The sequence below is a fragment of the Pseudoalteromonas sp. H105 genome (genome assembly GCF_001469215.1).
Classification (GTDB): Bacteria; Pseudomonadota; Gammaproteobacteria; order Enterobacterales; family Alteromonadaceae; genus Pseudoalteromonas.
The window spans coordinates 184,429-207,477 of record NZ_LOFH01000007.1 but is presented as its reverse complement, the minus strand read 5'-3'; the positions used below and the strand labels follow the sequence as shown (position 1 = coordinate 207,477).

The following is a 23,049-nucleotide window of genomic DNA, read 5'->3' as shown; positions in this document are numbered from 1 at the left end:
CTATAGCACTAAAATAGCTCAATATCTGTTTGCGATGTAATGTCGTTTGTGTGTTCTGGCTCTGCGATTTTACTTAGGCTAATAATTAATTCGTTACGCGATTCAATGATGTGATTCAATTGATATTTAATATAGGTAAGATCTTCGTTGAGAACACTGAAAGATTTTTGTACCTGTGCCAGCTGTTCTATTTGTGTAAGCAATGTTTGATTATCATTTAACGAAGGATGTTGAGCGATTACATCACGCATTTGGTTTAATTGAGCCTCAAACTTTGCTGTTTCCAGATCACGAGCATCGCTGTTTTTATACATCTGTGAAGATAACTCATTAAATGCATTACCAATGGTATGAGCCTGAGATAACGCCCTTTCATTGACTTCCATATCTTGTATCTTGGCGTTTGTTACTTCTAATATATGTGGGAATAGATCTTTAAAACGACCATATAGCGCAGCATCATCCAACGGCATATTTTTAATTAAAAGAGAAACCTTCGGATAATTAACGATTGTACGACTGCTAAAATCGACAAAACGATTTGCATAGCGGTGCTTTTCTAATAACTCTTGTTCTAGCGGGCACACTGCACCATCATCACAGTAAAACACCCCCACTTCTTCGTACCAAAATGCAGCTACGACATCTAAGTTTAAAGGCTTAAAAAAATCAAAAAAGTAACCTGATAGAGTCTCGATATCATGCGCATGATAAGTCTGCCCTACATAACGCATGATTCGTCCCATATCGCCAGAGTCAGTCATCGCAATTTCAGCGGTTATTTGCGCCCGCTCAATATCACTTTTGAGTTTGATTGAGTGCTGTCTGTATTCATATAAAACGCGGATCCGCGCAATCAGCTCTTCAGCATTGAATGGTTTAACTATGTAATCAGCAGCCCCTGAATTATAGCCTTTCACCCGCTCTGGGAGTGCACTTTTACCAGACAAAAACATGATGGGCGTATCTTTGGTTTGCTCAATCGATTTAAGCTCTCGACATACTTCGTAGCCTGTTTTCCCCGGCATTTCGACATCAAGTAAAATAATATCTGGGTTATACTTTTTTGCTTGTCTAAGTCCTTCATCACCATTTTTAGCATGTATGATTTTACAAAACCCTGCTAAAGACTCTTCTATAACACGGTGTACGTACTTATCATCATCAATTGCTAAAACCAGTTTTGACATACCTTGCTCCATTATTGTCACCCACTTAAAAAGCATAGTACGGAGCACTGATTTTGCGATAATTTATTTGTTTTTTCTGCTTTAAAACTAAAAAAGCGCCAGTTCGGCGCTTTTAGTATTTTATTGTGCCTACGAGGCAATACCACTGTGACGTAAAAGTGCATCTACATTAGGCTCTCGTCCACGAAACGCTTTAAATAATTCCATTGGCTCTTCGCTACCGCCCTTTTCCAAAATATTCTCTAAAAATGCTTGGCCTGTTGCTGCATTAAAAATCCCTTCTTCTTCAAAACGAGAAAAAGCATCAGCCGAAAGCACTTCTGCCCATTTGTACGAGTAATACCCCGCACTATAGCCACCAGCAAAGATATGACTAAAGCCATGTTGAAACCGGTTAAACTCAGGAGGCTTAACAACCGATGTGTGACTACGTACTTCGTCAAGTCGAGTCTGAATTTGACACTCTTCACCCGTCTGGTAATCATTATGTATTCTAAAATCAAACAACGAAAACTCAATTTGACGCAGCATTTGCATGCCTGAATTGTAGTTTTTAGCGGCTAATAATTTATCAAGTAGCGCTTTTGGTAATGGTTCACCTGTTTCATAATGACCTGAGATTAAGTTTAACGCCTCTTCATCGTAGCACCAGTTCTCTAAAAACTGACTCGGTAATTCCACTGCATCCCATGCAACACCATTGATACCTGCAACTGGCGCAGCTTCAACTTGAGTAAGCATATGGTGAATACCGTGGCCAAACTCATGAAATAAAGTAGTAACTTCATTATGCGTAAACAGTGCTGGTTTTTCGCCAACCGCTTTATTAAAGTTACATACTAAATAAGCAACGGGTGTTTGCAATTCTCCACTTGCACGAACCTTTCGGCCCATGCAATCGTCCATCCAGGCGCCACCACGCTTGTGGTCACGTGCGTATAAATCTAAATAAAAGCGACCTCGTAGGGTATTGCTGCTATCGTAAATCTCAAAGAAGCGCACATCTTTGTGATAAGTATCTACATCAGCCACTTCTTTTACTGTAATGCCAAATAGGCGGTTTACCGTTTCAAATAGGCCACTCAGGACTTTATTTGCTGGAAAGTAAGGTCGTAATACCTCATCTGATATTGCGTACTTTTCTTGCTTTAGCTTTTCACCATAGTAGCCGTAATCCCATGCAGCAAGTTCATTAATACCGTGTTTCTCTTTGGCATATGCTTGCAGCTCAGCAAGTTCTTGCTCTGCTTGTGGCTTTGACTTAGCGGCTAAATCTTCTAAGAACGAGAATACTTGTTCAGGTGTTTCCGCCATTTTTGTCGCAAGTGACTTTTCGGCATAGCAGTCAAAACCCAGTAATTGAGCCAGCTCATGACGAAGCGCAAGTTCCTCACTCATGATCGCAGAGTTATCAAACTCACCAGCATTCGGACCTTGATCCGAGGCTCGTGTTGAAAATGCGGTGTAAGTCTCTTCGCGTAATTCACGGTTATCTGCATAGGTCATGACAGGCAAATATGATGGGAAGTCTAGCGTGAATAACCATCCTTCTAACTCTTTACTTTTTGCTGTATCTGCCGCAAGCGCTAGTGCTGATTCAGGTAAACCGGCAAGCTGACTTTCATCAGTAATGTGCTTTTGCCAAGCAAGTGTTGCATCCATCACATTATTGCCAAATTTAGCTGCCAATTCAGATAAACGCGCACTAATTTCGCCATAGCGTTTTTGTTGTTCCGGAGCAAGCGCGATACCTGAAAGCTTAAAGTCGCGCAGTGCATTGGTAATTGATTTCTGTTGAGCTTTTGTCAACGTTTGGAATTCATCACTCTCATAAAGCGTAGTATAAGCATCAAATAAGCCTTGATGCTGTCCTACAAAAGTCGAGTATTCTGAAATTAATGGTAAACACTGTTCATACGCTGCTCGAAGCTCATCTGAATTGAGAACTGAGTTCATGTGCGACACCGGTGAGAAAAGGCGTGATAGCTTATCATCCACCTCCTCAAGTGGAAGCACGAGGCCATCCCATGTAAATGACTTATTCGCTAACACTTCATCAATTTTTGATCGACACAACGCTATACTCGCTTTAAGTGCTGGCACAACATGCTCTGGTTTAATCTTTGAAAATGGCGGAAGGCCTTCAAGGCCTATCAGTGGGTTATTTTTTAAATCGCTCATGTTAGCTCACAAATCATTAAGAATATGAATTTGAGGTTGGGGCAAATTAGCGAAATACAAGGGGCTTTTAACGGGTCTACCATGTGTTATCATCAACCCATTACGTTTTAATATACTTGAGGACTGAAAATGGCTCAGCATTTTGATTACATCGCAATTGGCGGCGGCAGTGGTGGAATAGCATCCGCTAATCGCGCTGCAATGCGTGGTGCTAAAGTAGCACTCATTGAAGCACAGCACATGGGTGGAACCTGTGTGAACGTTGGTTGCGTTCCAAAAAAAGTTATGTGGCATGGCGCACAAATTGCTGAAGCAATTAATGCTTATGCACCCGATTATGGCTTTGACGTAGAGCTAAAAGGTTTCAGTTGGGCTAAATTGGTAGAAAGTCGTGAAGCCTATATTGGCCGTATTCACCAGGGCTACGACAAATATTTAGCCAGTAATGGTGTCAATGTAATTAAAGGATTTGCTAAGTTTGTGGATAATAAAACCGTTGAAGTGAACGGTGAATTATACACTGCCGATCATATTCTTGTTGCGGTAGGTGGCCGTCCAACGATTCCTAATATTCCTGGTGCTGAACACGGTATTGATTCAAATGGCTTCTTTGAATTAAGTGAACAACCAAAGCGTGTTGCTGTTATTGGCGCGGGCTACATTGCGGTTGAGATTGCTGGTGTACTGCATAGTCTTGGTACTGAAACGCATTTATTCGTCCGTAAATCTAAGCCTTTACGCACTTTTGACCCTTACATAATAGATACCCTTGTAGATATTATGGCTAAAGAAGGCCCTACGCTTCATACTGAGTGCTCGCCAAAAGAAGTGATAAAAGAAAGCGATGGTAGCTTAACTATTCACTTCGAAAGCGGTTATAGCCAAAACGTTGATGAAGTTATTTGGGCTATTGGCCGCACGCCAACAACCGATAAAATCAATCTTGAAGCAGCCGGTGTTGAAGTTAACGAAAGTGGTTATGTTAAGGTTGATGAATACCAAAACACCACAGCCGAAAACGTCTATGCCGTCGGTGATATAATCGAAAATGGGATCGAGCTAACACCTGTTGCAGTAAAAGCTGGCCGCACCTTATCTGAGCGTTTGTTTAATAAAGACTTGCCTGATGATTTAAAAATGGATTATAAATTAGTCCCAACGGTTGTATTTAGTCATCCGCCAATTGGTACCATTGGCTTAACCGAGCAAGAAGCTATTTCTCAATACGGCGAAGAAAACGTAAAAGTTTATAAATCAAGTTTTGCTGCTATGTACACCGCTGTGACTCAGCACCGTCAAGCCTGTAATATGATGCTTGTGTGTGCTGGCCCTGATGAAAAAGTAGTTGGCTTGCATGGTATTGGCTTCACCGTAGATGAAATGATCCAAGGTTTTGCTGTCGCCATGAAGATGGGTGCAACAAAAGCAGATTTTGACTCTGTTGTAGCGCTTCACCCTACGGGGTCTGAAGAATTTGTTACTATGAGATAAGCATTATCAGCATAGAATTATATAAAAAGCCTTGTCGTTAACGCCACAAGGCTTTTTATTACCTTTCTCGCCTCGTTCAAGCGTGGTGAAAGTAGTCAAACTTAGCTAATATGTTAAGTGTAATAATGACTCCACCCTAGGAAATTATGAATACAGATTTACTACAACACCCTGTTTTCGCTTCATTGGTAGTAATTATCATCGCGTACAGCCTTAAAATTATTGTTGCAAAGCTAGCACGCTACCGCGCTGAAAAAAAAGAAAAAGATATTCGTTATATTTCACATAATATAAAACACTTTATAAACTTAGTGATGGTGCTGCTATTATTGTCCGTGTGGTCAACAGAAATTCAGAATTTTGCGTTATCGATCGCCGCATTTGCTGTTGCTATTGTGCTTGCAACAAGAGAGTTTATTCAGTGTGTGATTGGCTTTTTTTACTTAGTCACTACACGCCCTTTTCGGGTTGGCGACTGGGTGCAGGTCGGTGAATATTATGGTGAGATTGCAGAAACTGATTGGATTAAAACTACCATGCATGAGATTGATATGCATACTTACCAGTTCTCACGTAAGACTATTTACATTCCGAACAATAAGCTTATTACTCACCCAATAAAAAATCTAAACTTTGTAAAGCGCTTTACCACCCATCACTTTAACATTGTACGCAAAGAAAGTTTTAACCCTTATCCTATTTATTCGACTTTAACTGAAAAAGCAAAAGAATACTGTGAGGAATTTAAGGATGTAGCAGGCCGTTACAACTCTATTATTGAGCGAAAGTTAGACGCTAAAATTTCTGGTCCTGAACCAGAAATACACTTTAGCACCACAGAATTAGGGGATTTTAAAGCGAGCTTTACATTATTTTGTCCAACAGAAAAAGCACTTGAAATAGAGCATAAGCTCACCGAATTTTTTATGACTCTTTGGTACAGCGAGGCAAATAAAGGAGCGCCTAAATAGATACCTTAAGTACTTTTAATGCGCTTTAAATTACACACTCACTTTTTTAAAGCGCAAAATATTTATTCCTTGGCTGCCATAGTTGTTACACGCTAAAGTTCATATTCAATATGCAGTGAAGGCAGCTTATTAAGCAAGGGCATTAACGCCCTTTCTCGCCTTAAGTCTTTGCTTTCATCTTCTAATTGCTCACGTTCACGACGTAACTCTTTTCGTTGATTGCTTGTCGAGGCTGAAGCACTCAGCTCACTTCTAATTTCATCAAGCCGCCAATTTATACTATCAAGGCGTGCATCAATCTCAGCTTTTCTTGTCTCGACTTGGTAATGTTCATTCCCTTCTTGCCATGCTTTTCTAAATTGCGTGTTATTGCACACACTGTTGTAAGCTTCACCTCGTAAACCTAATGTAAAACCATTTTCAGGTTCACAATACACAGCAAGTCCTTGTTGATGGCTCGCTTGATACTCATTGAGCTGAGGGGATACACCAAATTCGCGACAGGACAATGCAATTTCTTGGCCTTGCTCCAAGCTATACCCCTTCATGCCATGGCTATAACCTAGTTGCTGCCAATTCGCTTGCAAACACTCATCTTGGGACAAAGAAGTACACCCTGATAGCAATATGATAAACAACACACATAAAAGACGATAAGACATTTAATTTCCTAAAAGTCGGGGTTAGTTAAATACTCATCTTGTGTCACTCTTTTAATAAAGTGAATGATGGAAATGTAACAGAATATTTTACAGCCTAGCCTCCGCTTACCGGCTTTTCAACTTTACGCCTAAAAGGTGACTCCAAACAGTATTAACAATAATTATATTCATGCCCCCTTCTGATGTGAACGTACGTGCGAAATAGTATCGTGATTAACAGGCTCAATTTGAAGAAACGGCCCTACCATCAGAGCTACCTTGTGCTGTTGCTTCAAATTGCATTGAAATAGAAATCTCTTGGCCAACTATCTTATTATTCAGATAAGGGGGCCGCATTTAACAACCCACTACTGTACAGTGCAGTTAAAAGTGTGAGTAAAGATAAAGCCTTCATTTTTATCTCCTAAACTAATTAACGCGGCCCTGCCGTTACTGTGATCTCGGCTGTTTGCAGCGTATGTTGGTGTATGAAAAACCCTGTCAGTGCACTTGTTGCCCCCTGCGGAACAGCTAATTCCTCGACATCTAGGGCATATATTTTGAAAGTGTAACTATGCTTGCGCCCTGCTGGTGGACATGGACCAAAGTATCCGGGCTTACCCATATCTGTATTACCTTCAATGGCTCCTTCGGGCAAAATCGTTGAAGATAACGAGTTACTAGCTAGGGGAATATCATGTACTAGCCAGTGCCAAAAACCACTGCCAGTTGGTGCGTCATTGTCATACACTGTCACGGCAAAGCTTTTGGCTTTTTTAGGCGCATTTTGCCATTTAAGTTGTGGCCTAACATTACTCCCCTGACAGCCAAAGCTATTCCAATATTGTTTACTCTTTATTGCTTGCCCTTGCTGTAAGTCAGGGCTCGATAAACTAAATTCAGCTGAAAAACTGGCACCACTAAACAGCCCACTGATCAGTAAAGTAACTGATGATTTTGAAAAGTTAACCATTTTTAATCCTTATATTCTCAGTTAAAACAAAAACTACTTTTGATAAGCAGGGTAATCGGTATAACCTTTGGCTGTACCGCCAAACAATGTACTACCATCGCTAATGGTATTTAGTGGCAGTTGCTCTTGTATACGATACGGTAAGTCTGGGTTGGCAATAAAACGACGGCCAAATGCAATATAATCAACAAGGCCTTGTTCAATAAGCTGCGCACCTGAATGCTCGGTATAATTACCGGCAACAATAATCGCGCCGCTAAAATACTGGCGAAGTGCGGCTCTAAACTCTGGTGTTACACTAGGTGCATCGTCCCAGTCCGCTTCGGCAAGATGAATATACGCAATACTAATTTGCTCAAATTGCTTTGCTGCTAATAAAATCGTGTCAATTGCTTCACTATCATCCATACCACGCTGAGTGATAAAAGGCGCTAATCTAACACCCACTTTATGAGCACCAATGGCATTACTAATTGCATTAATAATTTCACAGGCAAAACGAATACGGTTTTCTTGGCTACCGCCATATTCATCTGTGCGTTTATTTGCTGAACGTCTTAAAAACTGATCAATTAAATACCCGTTACCTCCATGTATTTCAACGCCATCAAAACCAGCCTCAATCGCGTTAATTGCCGCTTGCTTATAATCATTTACTATTTCTTTAATTTCTTTAACACTTAGAGCTCGTGGAGTTGGGCAGTCAAGCATCCGTCCTTCTCCATCATCGCCTACCACCCAAACTTGTGCATTTGGAGCAAGTGCAGATGGGGCAACTGGCGTTCCATCATGATGAAATGAAGAGTGCGACATTCTACCAACGTGCCAAAGTTGTAAAAATATTTTACCGCCTTCTTTGTGCACAGCCTGTGTTACTTGCTTCCAACCTTCAATTTGTTCTTGCGTGTAAATACCTGGCGTAAATGAGTAACCTTTGCCCTGAGCAGAAATTTGTGTTGCTTCAGAAATAATCAGCCCCGCAGTTGCACGCTGCGCATAATAAGTGGCCATCAGTTCAGTGGGAATATCGCCCGGTTGCGCAGTTCGCGAACGGGTCATAGGTGCCATCACAATTCTATTTTGAGTGACCATGCCACCGAGGGTTTTAGCTTCAAATAAGGATTCTATAGACATAACTAACTCTCTTATAAATAATGTTTATCTGGATTTAAATTAAACTTCATCACTGCTAAATAGCATTTCGACCTTCATCTCTTCTGGCCCTTGGATAAATACTTGGTGCTCTAGTAGCTCTGGCACGGTTCGCTCGAAATAACTTATTCCGGTTTGCGCTAAGCGACTTTTCAAGCCTTGATAACCCATGCTACGAATGGCAATGTGATCTATCACTCCTCGGCCTTGGATTTTGCTGTTTAATGCTGATAAGTAACCCTGTTGCGCTTTATTACCCATGGCATTAACCAAATGAATCAAAGCAACGTTATCGCTGCCGTATAACCACGCCCCCTCGAAAGGAAAAGGCGGACGATACCCTTCACTTAGCCCAACTGAATTAATAAAGAACTGTCGCATCGCTTGGTAATCACAACTAGAAATTAGTACATGATCTAAACGCATAAGCTTTCTCTGTTGATAATGAGTACAACCAGTTTAACTATTTACTTAAATTTGATAATTGAGTTAATATCAAAAACACTATTCATTAATACTGAACTATAAAGAGTAAAGAATGATGGCAAAGATTGATGATATGCAGCTTTTTGTTCATGTGGTGCGCTCTGGTGGGCTTGCTGCAGCGGGGCGAAAAATCGGTTTATCGCCTGCGAGTATGACGGCACGTATCAACCAACTTGAAAATCACTATCAAACCCGACTCTTAATACGTAATACTCGCAGTATTAAATTAACCGAGGCTGGAGAGCAGTTTTATCAAGGCTGTTTAAGAGTAATTGCTGAAATTGATGCCACAGAGCAAAGTATTCAGCTCAGTAAAAACACTCTTTCGGGTAGTCTCAAAATAACCGCGCCCTCTGACTTTGGTCAACAGTTTGTTGCCCCTGCAATAGCTAAATTTGTAGCACAAAACCCACAAGTCAAACCACACCTGCATTTAACCGATGGCTTAGTCAATTTAGTTGAAGAAGGTATAGATATTGCTATTCGCTTTGGAAACTTACCCGATAGCAATTTGATTAGCCGAATGATCAAGGCCAATCAACGTGTGCTATGTGCTTCAGCTGAATATTTAAAAATACATGGCCAACCTTTGCAGCCAAGCGATTTATTAAATCATCGCTGCCTAGTAATGGAGCGATTGGGTCAATCGATGAATGATTGGCATTTTAAAGACCAGGTAATTCGCGTGCCTGTGGCTATGAGTAGCAGTGATGGTGCGGTCATCAGGCAATGGGCAATTGATGGTGCCGGGATTACTCTAAAATCAATGGTAGATATTAGCGATGATCTGACTAAGGGTCATTTAGTGACGCTACTTGATGACTATATTCTCGGTTTTAGTAATAAAGATAAACAACAGATTGGCTTACAGTTTCTTTACCCATCAAGGCTATTTCAGCCACGACAAGTTGTCGCATTTATGGATTTTTTTCAGCAGCAAATTTAACAATAAACAGCCGACAAAATAAAACCTTGGAAGTATGCACTTCCAAGGTTTTATTTGTAGCATTTGGCAGATATAGAATTAAGCCGTGCCACCTACTGTGAGGTTATCTATTTTCAAACTTGGCTGGCCAACACCTACTGGTACACTTTGACCATCTTTACCACAAACACCTACGCCTTTATCCAGCGCAAGGTCATTACCTACCATCGAGATTTGTTGCATAACCTCAGGGCCATTACCAATTAATGTTGCCCCTTTAATAGGCTGGGTAATTTTACCATTCTCGATCAAGTAGGCTTCTGAGGCACTAAATACAAACTTACCTGAGGTAATATCAACTTGTCCGCCACCAAAGTTTGGCGCAAAAATACCTTTTTTAACCGTGCTGATAATATCAGCTTGGCTGTGCTCGCCGCCTAACATGTAAGTATTAGTCATGCGAGGCATAGGTAAATGCGCGTATGATTCACGGCGCGCGTTACCTGTTGGGTTAACCCCCATCAAACGCGCGTTCATCTTATCTTGCATATAACCTTTTAAAATACCGTTTTCGATAAGTACATTGTAAGCCGCAGGTGTACCTTCATCATCTACATTCAATGATCCACGGCGGTCAGCAATCGTACCATCATCAACAACAGTACAAAGCTCTGACGCCACTTTTTCGCCTACTTTGCCGCTAAATGCAGAGGCACCTTTACGGTTAAAGTCGCCCTCGAGGCCATGCCCTACTGCCTCATGCAGTAATACACCTGGCCACCCGGCGCCAAGTACGACTTCCATACTCCCCGCAGGCGCATCAATGGCTTCTAAGTTCACTTTTGCCTGACGAACCGCTTCTTCAGCAAAGCCCATCCAACGAGGTTTCCCGTCTTCGAATTCTTTAAAATAGCCATAATCTAACCGTGCACCGCCACCAGCACCGCCTCGTTCACGACGACCGTTCTTTTCAAGTAATACAGAACAGTTTAAGCGAATAAGTGGACGGATATCTGTTGCAAATGTACCATCGCTAGCCGCGATTAATACCTCTTCATACACCGCTGACATCGAGCTAATCACTTGCTGAGCGTCAGGCGCTAACTCACGAATATAGTTTTCAAGCTCGCGTAATAAGCTTACTTTATCACTGTCGCTCATGCTCTGAATTGGCTGATGCGGTGCGTATTGCTCTTTTGCAGCAATATCACTAAACACTTGAATTGATTTATTATCACCTGCATCGGCAATACTGCGTGCTGCAGTTGCGGCTTTATTTAGCGCTTCTAAATTTATTGCATCTGAGTAAGAAAAACCGGTTTTTTCACCACTTACAGCGCGAACACCTACACCGCGTTCAACATTGTAAGAACCTTCTTTTACCAAACCATCTTCTAACACCCATGATTCATGATGGCTTGATTGAAAATATAAGTCGGCGTAATCAATGTTATGTTGATGTATAAAGCGAAGCGTTTTCTCGAGTTCTTCTCGATTTAGCTGGCTGTCGTGTAATAAATGCTGTTCAACCGTATTCATAATAAATGCTCTCTAAATCGTTGGTGAGATTGCACTGGCATATCTCGTCTAATGGCATGTAACCTGGATAAGTCTGGCTGGCAACTAATATACCCCGTGCCATTTTTAAGCTCACTGAGGATATCGCCCCAAGGAGAAATAATTAAACTGTGACCATAAGTAGCGCGACCATTTTCATGCTGCCCAGCTTGTGCCGCAGCAATAACGTAACTTTGTGTCTCTATTGCACGCGCAGTTAATAAGGGCTGCCAATGCGCTTTACCTGTCACCGTAGTAAATGCGCTGGGGACCAAAATAATCTCTGCGCCTTGGCGCTGTAATGCACTAAATAAGCCACTAAAGCGTAGATCATAGCATACTGTTAGTCCTATTTTACCAAAAGGGGAGTCAACCACGACCAGATCATTACCCGCTTGGGTAAAATTTGATTCGCGATAGACGCCTGTTCCATCAGCCACATCAACATCAAATAAGTGAATTTTATTATATTGTGCAATCACTTTCCCTTGGCTATCAAATAATAACGACGCTGCATAATATTTCGCGTTATCAGCCGCGATAGGGAGTGTGCCCGCTGCCAACCAAATATCGTATTGACGGCACAGCTTACCTAACTGTGCCTGATATGAATCACTTTGTTCGGCAAGCGCAAGTGTATCTGCACCACACGTCGAAAAAATTAAAAAGCTTTCGGGTAAACACACTAATAAAGGGCGAGCACTGGGCAAGCAGCTAAGTTGCTGCGCTAACTGAGCGAGATTTTGTTGAGCATTGATACCCGAACACATTTGTAGTGCGATAATGTGGCCCGGCGAGTAAGATGGGTGCTTCATAGTATTGCCGTTTCCGCTGGATCTTTAGGTGTTAATTCATCTGCCTGCGGGATTTTTTGGGGTTGATCTTGAGCAGCTTGTGGAATTTCAACTTCACGACTTTTTCTATCTATCTCTTGCACGACGGGATCGGTCATGTTTCCCGTTACCTTAAAATTGATCTCAGAAATAACCCGTGCAGAGTGAATCACTTTATCAATTGCTAATGCCGCTAAACCTGTTACCGGGTTTACCATCCACGCCACTATTACGGGAATACTTGACGTTACTTGTGGTGCCACCGCTAAATCATAGTTGATTTCCATGGTGTTTAAATTTGTATGACCTTTAATGGTCAAATCTGCTGGGACTCCATCCATTTTAGTATCTTGGGTATAAGCAACGCCCTTATCTAACTGCATTGTTCCCTTAAAACTGTTATAGAAAAAGCCTTTAGAAAATACATCTCTAAAATCGAGCTTAAGTTTTCGAACTAACGAATCTAAGCTTAATAACGAAAAAACACGTGCCCCGCCATCACTTATTTCAGCAAGGTGACCATCTTCTAAATCCCATGCTAGATCACCGGCTAGTGTGGGTATATCAAACTGATAAGGAGCACCTTGCCATGCTAAATCAAACGTAATGTCGGCATCAGAATCTTTTACCGTAGTTGTAATATCAAACTCATCAAACAGCTCGCCAATGTCATCACTTTGTAGGGTGCCATGAAAACGTGTTTGCCCCGCTTTCCATTGCCCTTTCGCACGCAAAATATGATCGCCTTTATCAACGACAAGCTCTGGAATCATCAATTGTGTCCCATCACCAAATAAGGAAGCACTCACTTTATCCAGCTGGTAGTTTTCGACTTTACAATCTAGACAGGTGAACTCAATCGCTGGAATATTATTTAACCATGTTAAATCGTCAGTCGAAGGTATTTCATTTTGTACGGCGAACGCGTCATCAGACTTTGGAATCAAATTTAACCGTAAATAATCGCTTGTTACTTTAATAGGACGGCTAGTTTGATTAATCGGTATACTTATTTGCGAACGCAGCTCTTTTGCATTAAGCCTTAAATCAAGTGCATTTTGCTGAGGTCTAAGTCGCATTTCAAAATCATTAAAAGCAATATCAGCAATTGTTAAACGGTTTATTTGTCCAACTACCTCTTTTAATGGGGGAAGAAAACCTTCACTTTGAGTTTCAGCTTGGCTAATGGCAATAATTTGATCAATCAGCGCAACCCAAGACGTTAATGGGGTTTCCTCTAAATTTATGGAAACGGAGAAATCTTCTCTGTTTAATCCTAAATCTTGAGGCCCTAAAATTAAGTGCGCGTTCGTCATTTTAGCGCTAGCATTTGCCAAAATAGCATTAAAATAAATCTGATTATTGACACTTGCAGTGATCAAATTAGAAATTTCATCACCCTGTACTTGCGCTGTTAATTGCCATGGAATATCTGCACCTTTTGCAAACGGTACTGGTAACTCACTTGTCAGGCCAACAAGCTGAGAGTTTATTTCTGCAAGGTAATTAAAGCCTGTTGGCAAGAAGTTTAATGTGACATTAATTGCCAGCTCACTTTCACCTTTTAAATAATTGTGAAACAACCCCTGCGCTTCTGTAATTAATGTTTCCGCATTTATTTGCGCAATAATATTAATTTCACCGCGGTAAGTTTCACCTATATTTTTACCATCAAAGTCGAACTTAATGGGCATACCTAACCAATTTGCAGATGCGCTTTTTAAAGCAACATGATCATCGTTAAAGTATAATCTACCGTTCACGGCTGATAACTGAATACCAGGCTGAGCAAGGTATATTGGCATGTCTTTAAGTGTGACAACACCTTTGGCATTAACATTCAACTCATTTAAATCAACGGTCAATTCGATATCGGCATTCGCACTGCCTTGCCCTTGAATCACGGAAAATACGTTGGCGAGTGGTTGTTCAAGTGGAGTCGCTTCGAAAAAAGGTAATAAAGATTGTGCATCAGCACGTTTTTTAATTTTAACGGATAAAATATCAGCATTCATTAAATCAGCAATACTTACATGCACACCATTACCGACAGCTAAATTGACTAACTGACCTTGCTGAGTATAGATATCCATGCGCTCATTTTCAAAATGTAGCTTTGCACTTGCTTGCGTGACACTAGGCCAATCAGGGGTAAATTGATAAGTCGCATTATCAATTTGTGCCAGTACTTCAAATTGCCCTGAATTGTCAGTAAATGGAAAACCCGACAATGGCCCTGAAAACAACACTTGCGCTTGGGTCAATTCACCTTGCTTTATCGCGCCATTTAAGTAGCTAACGAGGTTTTCGCTCATTACTGGTAATGGAAAATAATGCCCAGCAATACTCGCATCAGGTGCATAAATCTCTGCGTATAGGTCTAACCTTGATTGCTCACCCAAGCTGACTTTCATTTCTGCAGCTAACGTCAGTTCTTTATTGTCTAACCATATGTTATCACTGCTTATCTGCCATCCTTGAGGCGTGTGCAATGCATCAATTTCCATATTGAGCTGAGTGTATTTAATGGGATGAGAAAATGTGTCTTCCGTTAACAATACATTGTTTTCACCAAATAAACTGACTCGTCCACGCGATTGGTTTAAGTTCCCTTCAATACGCAACGCATCTGCACCAGGTATTCCTTGATTTGCAAGCCAGCCGATATTGTCTGCCGCGAACCAAAGCTGCCAATCTGATGAGGAATTAAATGATGCGTAGGCTTGGTCTATCACACCACTAGGCTCACGTACAATTAATGGCTCTAAAGATGAAAAATTACTTAGCTGGGCTAATTTAGTGGCTAAATCAAGGTCAAAATCTTGTAACCAAAATTGTTTTTGTGTTCCCAGTTGCGCTTCAAACATCACGTTAGGCCAGGTATGCTGCAAACTGTTCACAGCTAACCCTGTGCTTTTTAACCGCCAGCCTTGTTGCCAAGGAAATAAATGAAAACCGCCTTCGCTAATGCTTAACTGGTAAGGCTTTGCTTCATTGCCTTGCTGCCAATTAATAAAACTAGGTAGCCACTTAACTTTAACATCGGTGATTAAGCCTTTTTCAATGCTCATCCAAGATTCTAAGTTAAGATCTGACTTCAACTCCTGTTTATCTTTATTACTGTATTGCGCCACCCACTTTGAAACATCCACTTGGCTTGCTTGCACATAAATATCACCAGCCATTGTTTCTAAGGTTTCACCTTTTAGCGCAATTCGGGCATCAAACGTCCCCACAGAAATACCCGGTAATGCTAATGTACCGCTGCCGCTATGTTGTTGTGGTTTGTTTTGCCAAACGATGTTCTCAAGAATTAAGCGACGTTCTTTACCATCACCAACTAAAAAGTTGATGCTACTATTTTCAACCGCAAAGTGACCCGTATCACCTAAAAATAAGCCTTCAATGAGTTCCTTTTGCTCAAACGCAACTTCACCTTCATTTGAGTCAAGCAGCGTAGGCAGATTCACATTGGCATGAAACCCGTTGATCACAAAGTAATTTGACTTTAATTGCTGAGTTTTAATGCTTTCCCACACATTTAGCTCTAGGCTGGCTTTTGCTATTGTTAACGCGATGGGCGAAGTGGTGTTATCCTCAAATGAAATATTTTCCATCACAATAGCTGGGCCTTTGCCCTGCCAACTAGCTGAAATAGTTCCAATTGATAGATTGACTGCAAACTTGTCGTAAAGATAACCTTCTAAATCACCTTTATAGTCATTTGCATAGGGGAGCGTGTATTTTAAAACAGAGATAATAACGGCCAAAAATACGAGAGTTACAGCAAATACTTGCCATAACTTCCTCATACAATAAAAACAAACCGTTTTTACCTTCATTACATCATAACCACATCGAACTGCTCTTGGCTGTAGAGGCTTTCTGTTTGAATACTTACTTGCTTACCAATAAATAATTCAAGTTCTGCTAGGTTATGATACTCATCATTAATCAATGCTTCACTTACTGCAGGAGCGGCATAAACCATAAATTTGTCAGCAGCATAGGCACGGTTCACGCGCACAATTTCACGCAGAATCTCATAACAAACTGTTTCAACGGTTTTTTGTGAGCCCCGTCCTGAACAGGCAGGGCATACATCGCATAATATATGTTCTAGGCTCTCACGGGTTCGCTTACGTGTCATTTCAACTAAACCCAGTGCTGATAAACCATTTATGTTTGATTTAGCGCGATCTTTGTCTAGTGCCGATTCAAGAGAGTGTAAAACTCTACGCTTATGCTCTTCGCTAATCATATCAATAAAATCGATAATGATTATGCCCCCTAAATTTCGTAACCTAAGTTGGCGTGCAATAGCTGATGTTGCTTCAACATTGGTATTAAAAATAGTTTCTTCAAGGTTACGATGACCTACAAATGCCCCCGTGTTAACGTCAACAGTCGTCATAGCCTCTGTTTGATCGATAATTAAATAACCGCCTGACTTGAGCTCAACTTTTCTATGCAATGCTTTTTGAATTTCATTTTCAACATCAAATAAATCAAAAATAGGTCGCTCACCGGGGTAATACTCAAGTGCACCAGAAAGGATAGGCACAAACTCTTCTGTAAAGGCTTTTAACTCGTGATAAGTCAACTTAGAGTCAACACGGATACGCTCCATGTCCTCACCAACATAATCCCTTAGCGTTCTGAACGCTAATGTTAAGTCTTCGTGCAGAATGCTTTCTTTGCTGGTTTTTTTACGTTTGCTGACAATTTTTTCCCACAGCTTCTTTAAAAATGCAGCGTCATGGCGTAACTCAGCCTCACTTGCACCTTCAGCGGCTGTACGCACAATAAAGCTGCCATTTTCATCTGAGTAGTCTGCGACAATATGCTTCAAACGACTGCGCTCTTCTTCTGTTTCAATGCGCTGACTCACCCCTACATGGGTCGCATCAGGCATAAAGACTAAATAGCGAGATGGAATGGTAATATCAGTGGTTAATCGCGCCCCTTTTGTACCAAGAGGATCTTTTACCACTTGCACCATAATAAACTGCCCTTGGCGCACTAATTCGCGTATATCTTGGACTTTTTTTACTGGCTGCTCATCAACACCTTCAATAATTGAAGCACTATTAACAATATCTGAGGCATGTAAGAATGCGGCTTTATCTAGCCCAATGTCTACAAAAGCCGCTTGCATACCCGGCAGTACGCGACTTATTTTACCAAGATAAATATTGCCAACAATACCTAGATTGCCAATACGTTCGAGCTGAATTTCTTGCAGTACGCCGTTCTCGATGAGGGCAACACGACTTTCACTTGGGGTGACGTTAATTAGTAATTCTATACTCATGTTACCTACTTAAAAATTCACTTAATAATTTATCGCATTCATATAAAGGTAAGCCCACTACGGCAAAATAGCTACCTGAAATATGCGTTACAAACCGCCCTCCGAGTCCCTGAATACCATAGCCGCCAGCTTTATCCTCTGGCTCACCAGTTAACCAATAACGTTCTAGCTCATCGTTGGATAATGATTTAAAGGTGACGTCAGTTCGAATAATTTGGCTTAGTACGCCTTCAGGATTGGCAAAAGCGATAGCTGTTAACACTTGGTGAGTTCGACCCGATAGGCGCTGCATAGTCGTCATAAAATCAGCTTTATCACTGGGTTTCCCGAGCGCTTCACCATCAATAACGACCACAGTATCACTACCTAGCACAGGGCGATCAATGTAGCCCATCGCCACACCAGTTTGCGCTTTAAGGCACGCTAACCGTTCGACATAATCGACAGCTGATTCATTAATTAATTGGCTTTCGTCTGCATCGACACTAAATTGTGAGAACTCATAACCAAGCTGCATTAACAGCTCTTTTCGCCGCGGAGAAGCCGACGCTAAATAGATTGCACTTTGCATTATCTGATCCTGAAATGGCGACGATATTTACGTAGTAATAAGAAAATCCAAGGCCAACTGAGCATCCCGGTGACCACAGGCCATAGATACTGTGGGTTAAAATAAACGTCCATTAAGAAATGATTTAACCAAAACTGCATAAGGTGGTAAAACATTAAAAATAAACCCACTAAAATCGCTTGTTGCCATATTGAAAAATTGCGAATTTTTTGAAAGTTACTGGCTGTTACAAAAATACAAATAGAGAAGGTCAGTGAATTAACACCTAAAGGTGATCCCGATGCCAAATCAATCAATAGACCAACAATCCACGCAGTGCCAATATTTAACCGATGGGGAACGGCTAATGACCAATACATTAAAACCAACAACACCCAATCAGGCCTAAATGGTTCAAATGAAAAAGGTAAAGGCATAAGAGACATGATCAAAGCAAAGAAAATACTCAACCCAATCAAAAAGCTATGACGGCTATTCACTGCTTATAATCTCCTGCTGCTGACGCCATAAGACAACTAATAAACGAATACGGTCTAATTGAGCCACAGGCTCAGCGTATACTTGAGCAAAAGGGCTGCCTTCATCTCGGTTTATTTCTGTCACGATAGCAACGGGGTAGCCTTCAGGAAATGTGCCACCTAACCCTGATGTGACCAACACATCACCAATACGAACATCTAAACTGTGGGGTACATGTGACAGTTTAACTTGATTTATTTTGCCCATGCCTTCAACGACAGTACGTACTTCATTACGTAAAATACGCACGGGTGTTGCATGAGTAGTGTCTGTCATCAATAACACTCGAGACGTTGTTGACCCAACCTTAGTTAATTGACCAACAACCCCCATCTCATCTATAACCGCTTGCCCTTCACTTAAACCATCAATCGCGCCTCGGTTAATAACCACTTGATGGCTATACGGGTTTGAATGCACAGACAGTATTTGAGCTATAATTTTACGGTTAGGTTGCTTAGCTGAGGAGCCAAGGAGTGCTCTTAGTTTTTGGTTTTCTTTACTTAAAAATTGATATTGCTGTAACTGCTCGCTTTGTAACAATTGTTTTTGTTTAAGTGCTTCATTTTCGGTGAGTAGTTGCTCACGAGTTTGTAAGCTTTTAGCACCAAAACTAAATACTTCATATGGTAAGTTAGCAAGATAAATTAATGGGCTAACAAGTGTGTTTAAACTCGTACGCACTGTTGTACTACCTTGAGTAAACTTATCGCCCACAATCAATACGATACTCAAAAGCACTGCGACAAAGAGTCGCAGTTGCAATGAAATAGTACGCCCAAACATTAGCTTCATTAGTCGTAACTAAATACGTCACCACCATGCATATCTATCATTTCAAGTGCTTTACCACCGCCACGCGCAACACATGTAAGTGGATCATCAGCAACAACAACTGGAATACCGGTTTCTTCCATTAATAAACGATCTAAATCTTTTAGTAATGCACCACCACCTGTTAATACCATGCCCTTTGCAGAGATATCAGATGCAAGCTCCGGCGGTGATTGTTCAAGCGCCACCATAACGGCACTAACAATGCCCATTAACGGCTCTTGTAGCGCTTCTAGAATTTCGTGTGAGTTGAGTGTAAATGAACGCGGTACACCTTCAGCCAGGTTACGACCACGTACTTCAATTTCAACTGGCTCATCTGTTTTAAAAGCTGAGCCAATCTGATGTTTAATATTTTCAGCGGTTGCTTCACCAATCAAACTACCAAAGTTACGACGAACATAATTAATGATTGCTTCATCAAACTTATCACCACCAATACGGACTGATGATGAATAAACCACACCATTTAATGAGATAATGGCAACTTCAGTGGTACCACCACCGATGTCAACAACCATTGAACCAGTTGCTTCCGATACAGGTAAGCCTGCACCAATCGCTGCGGCCATAGGCTCTTCAATTAAATAAACCTCGCGGGCACCCGCCCCCATTGCTGATTCTCTAATCGCACGTTTCTCAACTTGAGTTGCACCGCATGGCACGCAAATTAAAACACGCGGACTTGGGCGCATAAAGTTGTTGTTATGTACTTGCTTGATAAAGTGCTGAAGCATTTTTTCAGTCACATAAAAGTCAGCGATTACACCATCTTTCATTGGACGAATAGCCTTAATATTACCAGGCGTACGGCCTAGCATCTGCTTTGCTTCGGTACCCACAGAAGCTACACTTTTAGGGCCACCAGCACGCTCTTGGCGAATAGCAACAACAGATGGTTCATTGAGGACTATGCCTTCATCTTTGACATAAATAAGGGTATTGGCTGTACCCAAGTCGATCGATAGATCGTTTGAAAAAATACCACGGAGTTTCTTAAACATGAGGCTGGATGACCTTTGAAAATATTCTTATATTAGCTATCAGTCACTTTAACACGCTGAGTTTGTTCAGCAATGAAAAGCATCATTAGCTAGGTAAATGAGCAAAAAGGAAGCACCGCTTCCTTTCAAAATAATTATCGCTCTCGCACTAAGCGAAAGCCGATGTAGTTTGCACGAAAATCAGGCGCTAAAATCAAACGAGTCGCAGCCCTTGCAAGGCTCGGTGCAAAATTCCACGCACCGCCGCGAACGGTTACATCTGATTGACTCGACGATTGATGAGTCCATTCCCAAACATTCCCGACAGTATCGTATAAGCCAAATGCATTGGGTGAAAACGAACCAACTGGCGCTGCACTGCGGTTTGACCATTCACTGCCACACCAACCACAGTTAGCTAAGTTTTTACCGATTTCGTTACCCCAAGGGTATTCGGTTGTCGTACCTGAACGAGCAGCGTATTCCCACTCAACTTCGCTTGGTAGACGGTATTGCTGCGCCGTTTCACCTGATAACCAATTAGCATAAGCTTTAGCATCGTTGTATGTTAAACAGACTGCAGGGAAATTACTTTCTTGTTCAAAGCCGGGATTACGCCAGTTTAAACTGACTTCCCATACAGGTTCACCGTTCAGGTAATAAGCACAGCCACGGTTGAGTTCAGCTTCAGTTTTATAACCTGTGTTTGAGACAAATTTTTGGTACTCGCCAACAGTCACTTCTTTACTTTGCATAGCAAACGAGTTTTCAATTGTTTTTTCGACCACTGGCCGCTCGTTTGCGAGGCCATTACCGTTAATATCACCCATTTTGAATGTACCTGCAGGGATAACAACAACGGCAGCGCTCGACGTGCTACTTACCGATTTATTGCTTTGCTCTCTGGTGAAGGTCGGTGCAGCAATCGACTCAGGCTTTTTTACTAACTTGGCGTTTATCGTGTGCGGCTTTCGTAAATCAACCCTCACTCGATAAGGCTTATACCCCTGCTTGCGTACTTCAATATCATGGATCCCGCGTGGTAGCGAAGTAGCTAACCGAGTAGAACCAAAACTCACTCCATCAATAAACACTTCGTCATCATATACATTGGAACGCAATGTCAACTCGACCATTTGATTCTTCGTATTATCAACAACAAGCTGATTTGTATTAGTGACCGGTTTAACAGCGTAATCTCTAACAGGCTGCTGACTCATCCGCGAGACTGATACGGTATTATTATCCTGACTATCACTGAATGTTAACTGACTGTCGTAAAAACTATTCCCATAGCTTGCTTGATACGATGTACTCAGCGGGGTGCCGTATTCTGAACAATACCTGTTATCAACACTCAAAAGGCTACATAAACGGCTACTGTTAACATCACCACGCATAGTTACACTAAGGTTGACGTTATAATTACCTTGCCCGCTAAATGCACTGTTTACAACGTGACTGCTAATTATTTGCACCTGTGCGCCAGCCATATTCCGCTTAGGCTCAACTAAGCGCTCTTCAGTCAGGTTGGCAAAAATTTGATCAATGAAACGCTTTGTGGCCTTTTGTAAGCCCATTTGTTGGCCGCGTTGCTCACAAGCTGCCAACGTTTCAGTGCGCTTACAGTTAATTGTGTGGTCAACCTCAAGCGTTCCTTCGCGAGTGAATTCATTTCGTAATCGCTCAACTCGTGCTGTGGTTAATTGCTCTTTTAAACTTTCGAGGGTATTTAGCTGAGTATGCTTAGCTACACGAATTTGCTCAATGTCTTTGCGGTGTGATGCAATTGCCGCTAACTGCATCGCGATGTCATCTTTATTTTGTTTATGATCAACAACGGCTTGCTGGTAACGTGACTGAGCAGAACTTATATCAATAGTTGGATCGTCAATAAGGCGACGATACATTTCATTCATCGCATCAAGCGCTTGGTTTTTCTCTTTGTCTAGCTCAGCTGAGCGAGCACGTAATAAATCAAGTTGGCTTTGTAACTGACTTTCTTCTTTTAAGTGTTTTTCTAGTATTTGTGTAGAGTTATCGTATTCAGCTTGTTTAATACTGATCTCAGATTCAATTCCAGATACGGTTGCTGTATCTTGCGCAAATGCACACGATGCAAACAAACTTGCTGAAATTAACAGAGATAAAGGAGCAATTCGCATATATTCCATTCCCAAAAAGCGGCAATTATTTGGTCATTATTTATTTTTTATAATTAAACTCTTATGCTATGTACTTGCAAGGCAAAACACAAGCTTTGTTCAAAAATTATCTGAGTTTACAACTATTACCGCCCATCACGCTAGTAAATAACGGTTTCATTTAATGAAAACCTTCATTTTAACGCTCCTGTCATGAATCATTTTCTTATCGATAATTAATTTGCTAGCCTTACGCAACAATCTACTCAAAGATAAAACCGTGT

At 41.3% G+C, this 23,049-nt stretch carries 18 protein-coding genes; 3 read left to right on the top strand and 15 right to left on the bottom strand.

What is annotated here, in order from left to right; all coding sequences use genetic code 11:
* Positions 1-8: 8 nt before the first annotated feature.
* Both ATS75_RS13440 and prlC read right to left on the bottom strand, forming a co-directional pair.
* A complete protein-coding gene (locus ATS75_RS13440) occupies positions 9-1,190 on the bottom strand; it encodes a response regulator transcription factor (protein WP_058560988.1) in 1,182 nt (393 codons plus the stop codon).
* Between the two features lie 129 nt (positions 1,191-1,319).
* Positions 1,320-3,371, bottom strand: a complete 2,052-nt coding sequence (gene prlC / locus ATS75_RS13435; RefSeq protein WP_058560931.1) for an oligopeptidase A — start codon at positions 3,369-3,371, stop codon at positions 1,320-1,322.
* Between the two features lie 129 nt (positions 3,372-3,500).
* On the opposite strand from prlC, the gene gorA reads away from it, so the two are divergent.
* Together gorA and ATS75_RS13425 are read left to right on the top strand one after the other, a co-directional pair.
* Entirely contained in the window at positions 3,501-4,862 is a 1,362-nt protein-coding gene (gene gorA, locus ATS75_RS13430) for a glutathione-disulfide reductase (protein WP_058560930.1), read from the top strand.
* A 146-nt stretch (positions 4,863-5,008) separates the two neighbouring features.
* A complete protein-coding gene (locus ATS75_RS13425) occupies positions 5,009-5,833 on the top strand; it encodes a mechanosensitive ion channel family protein (RefSeq protein WP_058560929.1) in 825 nt (274 codons plus the stop codon).
* Positions 5,834-5,925: 92 nt separating this feature from the next.
* Here ATS75_RS13425 and ATS75_RS13420 read toward each other — a convergent pair whose 3' ends face one another.
* From ATS75_RS13420 to ATS75_RS13405, 4 genes are all read right to left on the bottom strand, one after another.
* Entirely contained in the window at positions 5,926-6,495 is a 570-nt protein-coding gene (locus ATS75_RS13420) for a DUF2799 domain-containing protein (protein ID WP_082665483.1), read from the bottom strand.
* Positions 6,496-6,907: 412 nt separating this feature from the next.
* Positions 6,908-7,447: a YbhB/YbcL family Raf kinase inhibitor-like protein gene (locus ATS75_RS13415; protein ID WP_058560928.1), complete on the bottom strand. Its 540-nt coding sequence runs from the start codon at positions 7,445-7,447 to the stop codon at positions 6,908-6,910.
* 33 nt (positions 7,448-7,480) lie between these two features.
* Positions 7,481-8,581: an alkene reductase gene (locus ATS75_RS13410; protein WP_058560927.1), complete on the bottom strand. Its 1,101-nt coding sequence runs from the start codon at positions 8,579-8,581 to the stop codon at positions 7,481-7,483.
* A gap of 39 nt (positions 8,582-8,620) precedes the next feature.
* Positions 8,621-9,025, bottom strand: a complete 405-nt coding sequence (locus tag ATS75_RS13405; protein ID WP_058560926.1) for a hypothetical protein — start codon at positions 9,023-9,025, stop codon at positions 8,621-8,623.
* A 112-nt stretch (positions 9,026-9,137) separates the two neighbouring features.
* Here ATS75_RS13405 and ATS75_RS13400 point away from each other — a divergent pair, with 112 nt between their 5' ends.
* Complete coding sequence (locus tag ATS75_RS13400; RefSeq protein ID WP_058560925.1) at positions 9,138-10,031, top strand: LysR family transcriptional regulator; 894 nt, start codon at positions 9,138-9,140, stop codon at positions 10,029-10,031.
* A 78-nt stretch (positions 10,032-10,109) separates the two neighbouring features.
* Here the strand turns inward: ATS75_RS13400 and tldD are convergent, their stop codons facing one another.
* From tldD to ATS75_RS13355, 9 genes are all read right to left on the bottom strand, one after another.
* Entirely contained in the window at positions 10,110-11,549 is a 1,440-nt protein-coding gene (tldD, locus tag ATS75_RS13395) for a metalloprotease TldD (protein WP_058560924.1), read from the bottom strand.
* Complete coding sequence (locus ATS75_RS13390) at positions 11,546-12,382, bottom strand: carbon-nitrogen hydrolase family protein (RefSeq protein ID WP_058560923.1); 837 nt, start codon at positions 12,380-12,382, stop codon at positions 11,546-11,548. The genes tldD and ATS75_RS13390 overlap by 4 nt, the downstream gene beginning before the upstream one ends.
* Positions 12,379-16,242, bottom strand: coding sequence for a YhdP family protein (locus ATS75_RS13385; RefSeq protein WP_058560922.1), 3,864 nt, complete (start codon positions 16,240-16,242; stop codon positions 12,379-12,381). Before ATS75_RS13385 ends, ATS75_RS13390 begins: the two co-directional genes overlap by 4 nt.
* Positions 16,242-17,714, bottom strand: a complete 1,473-nt coding sequence (gene rng / locus ATS75_RS13380; protein WP_058560921.1) for a ribonuclease G — start codon at positions 17,712-17,714, stop codon at positions 16,242-16,244. The genes ATS75_RS13385 and rng overlap by 1 nt, the downstream gene beginning before the upstream one ends.
* 1 nt (position 17,715) lies before the next feature.
* The gene (locus ATS75_RS13375; protein ID WP_058560920.1) at positions 17,716-18,285 is read right to left on the bottom strand and encodes a Maf family protein; all 570 of its coding nucleotides are present in this window, start codon (positions 18,283-18,285) and stop codon (positions 17,716-17,718) included.
* Entirely contained in the window at positions 18,285-18,764 is a 480-nt protein-coding gene (gene mreD / locus ATS75_RS13370; protein ID WP_082665482.1) for a rod shape-determining protein MreD, read from the bottom strand. Before mreD ends, ATS75_RS13375 begins: the two co-directional genes overlap by 1 nt.
* A complete protein-coding gene (gene mreC / locus ATS75_RS13365; RefSeq protein ID WP_201020966.1) occupies positions 18,757-19,599 on the bottom strand; it encodes a rod shape-determining protein MreC in 843 nt (280 codons plus the stop codon). The genes mreD and mreC overlap by 8 nt, the downstream gene beginning before the upstream one ends.
* Positions 19,599-20,642 carry a rod shape-determining protein gene (locus ATS75_RS13360; protein ID WP_058560919.1) on the bottom strand — a complete coding sequence of 348 codons (1,044 nt, stop codon included), beginning with the start codon at positions 20,640-20,642 and terminating at the stop codon, positions 19,599-19,601. Before ATS75_RS13360 ends, mreC begins: the two co-directional genes overlap by 1 nt.
* Positions 20,643-20,776: 134 nt before the next feature.
* Positions 20,777-22,786: an SUMF1/EgtB/PvdO family nonheme iron enzyme gene (locus ATS75_RS13355; RefSeq protein ID WP_058560918.1), complete on the bottom strand. Its 2,010-nt coding sequence runs from the start codon at positions 22,784-22,786 to the stop codon at positions 20,777-20,779.
* Positions 22,787-23,049 lie beyond the last annotated feature (263 nt).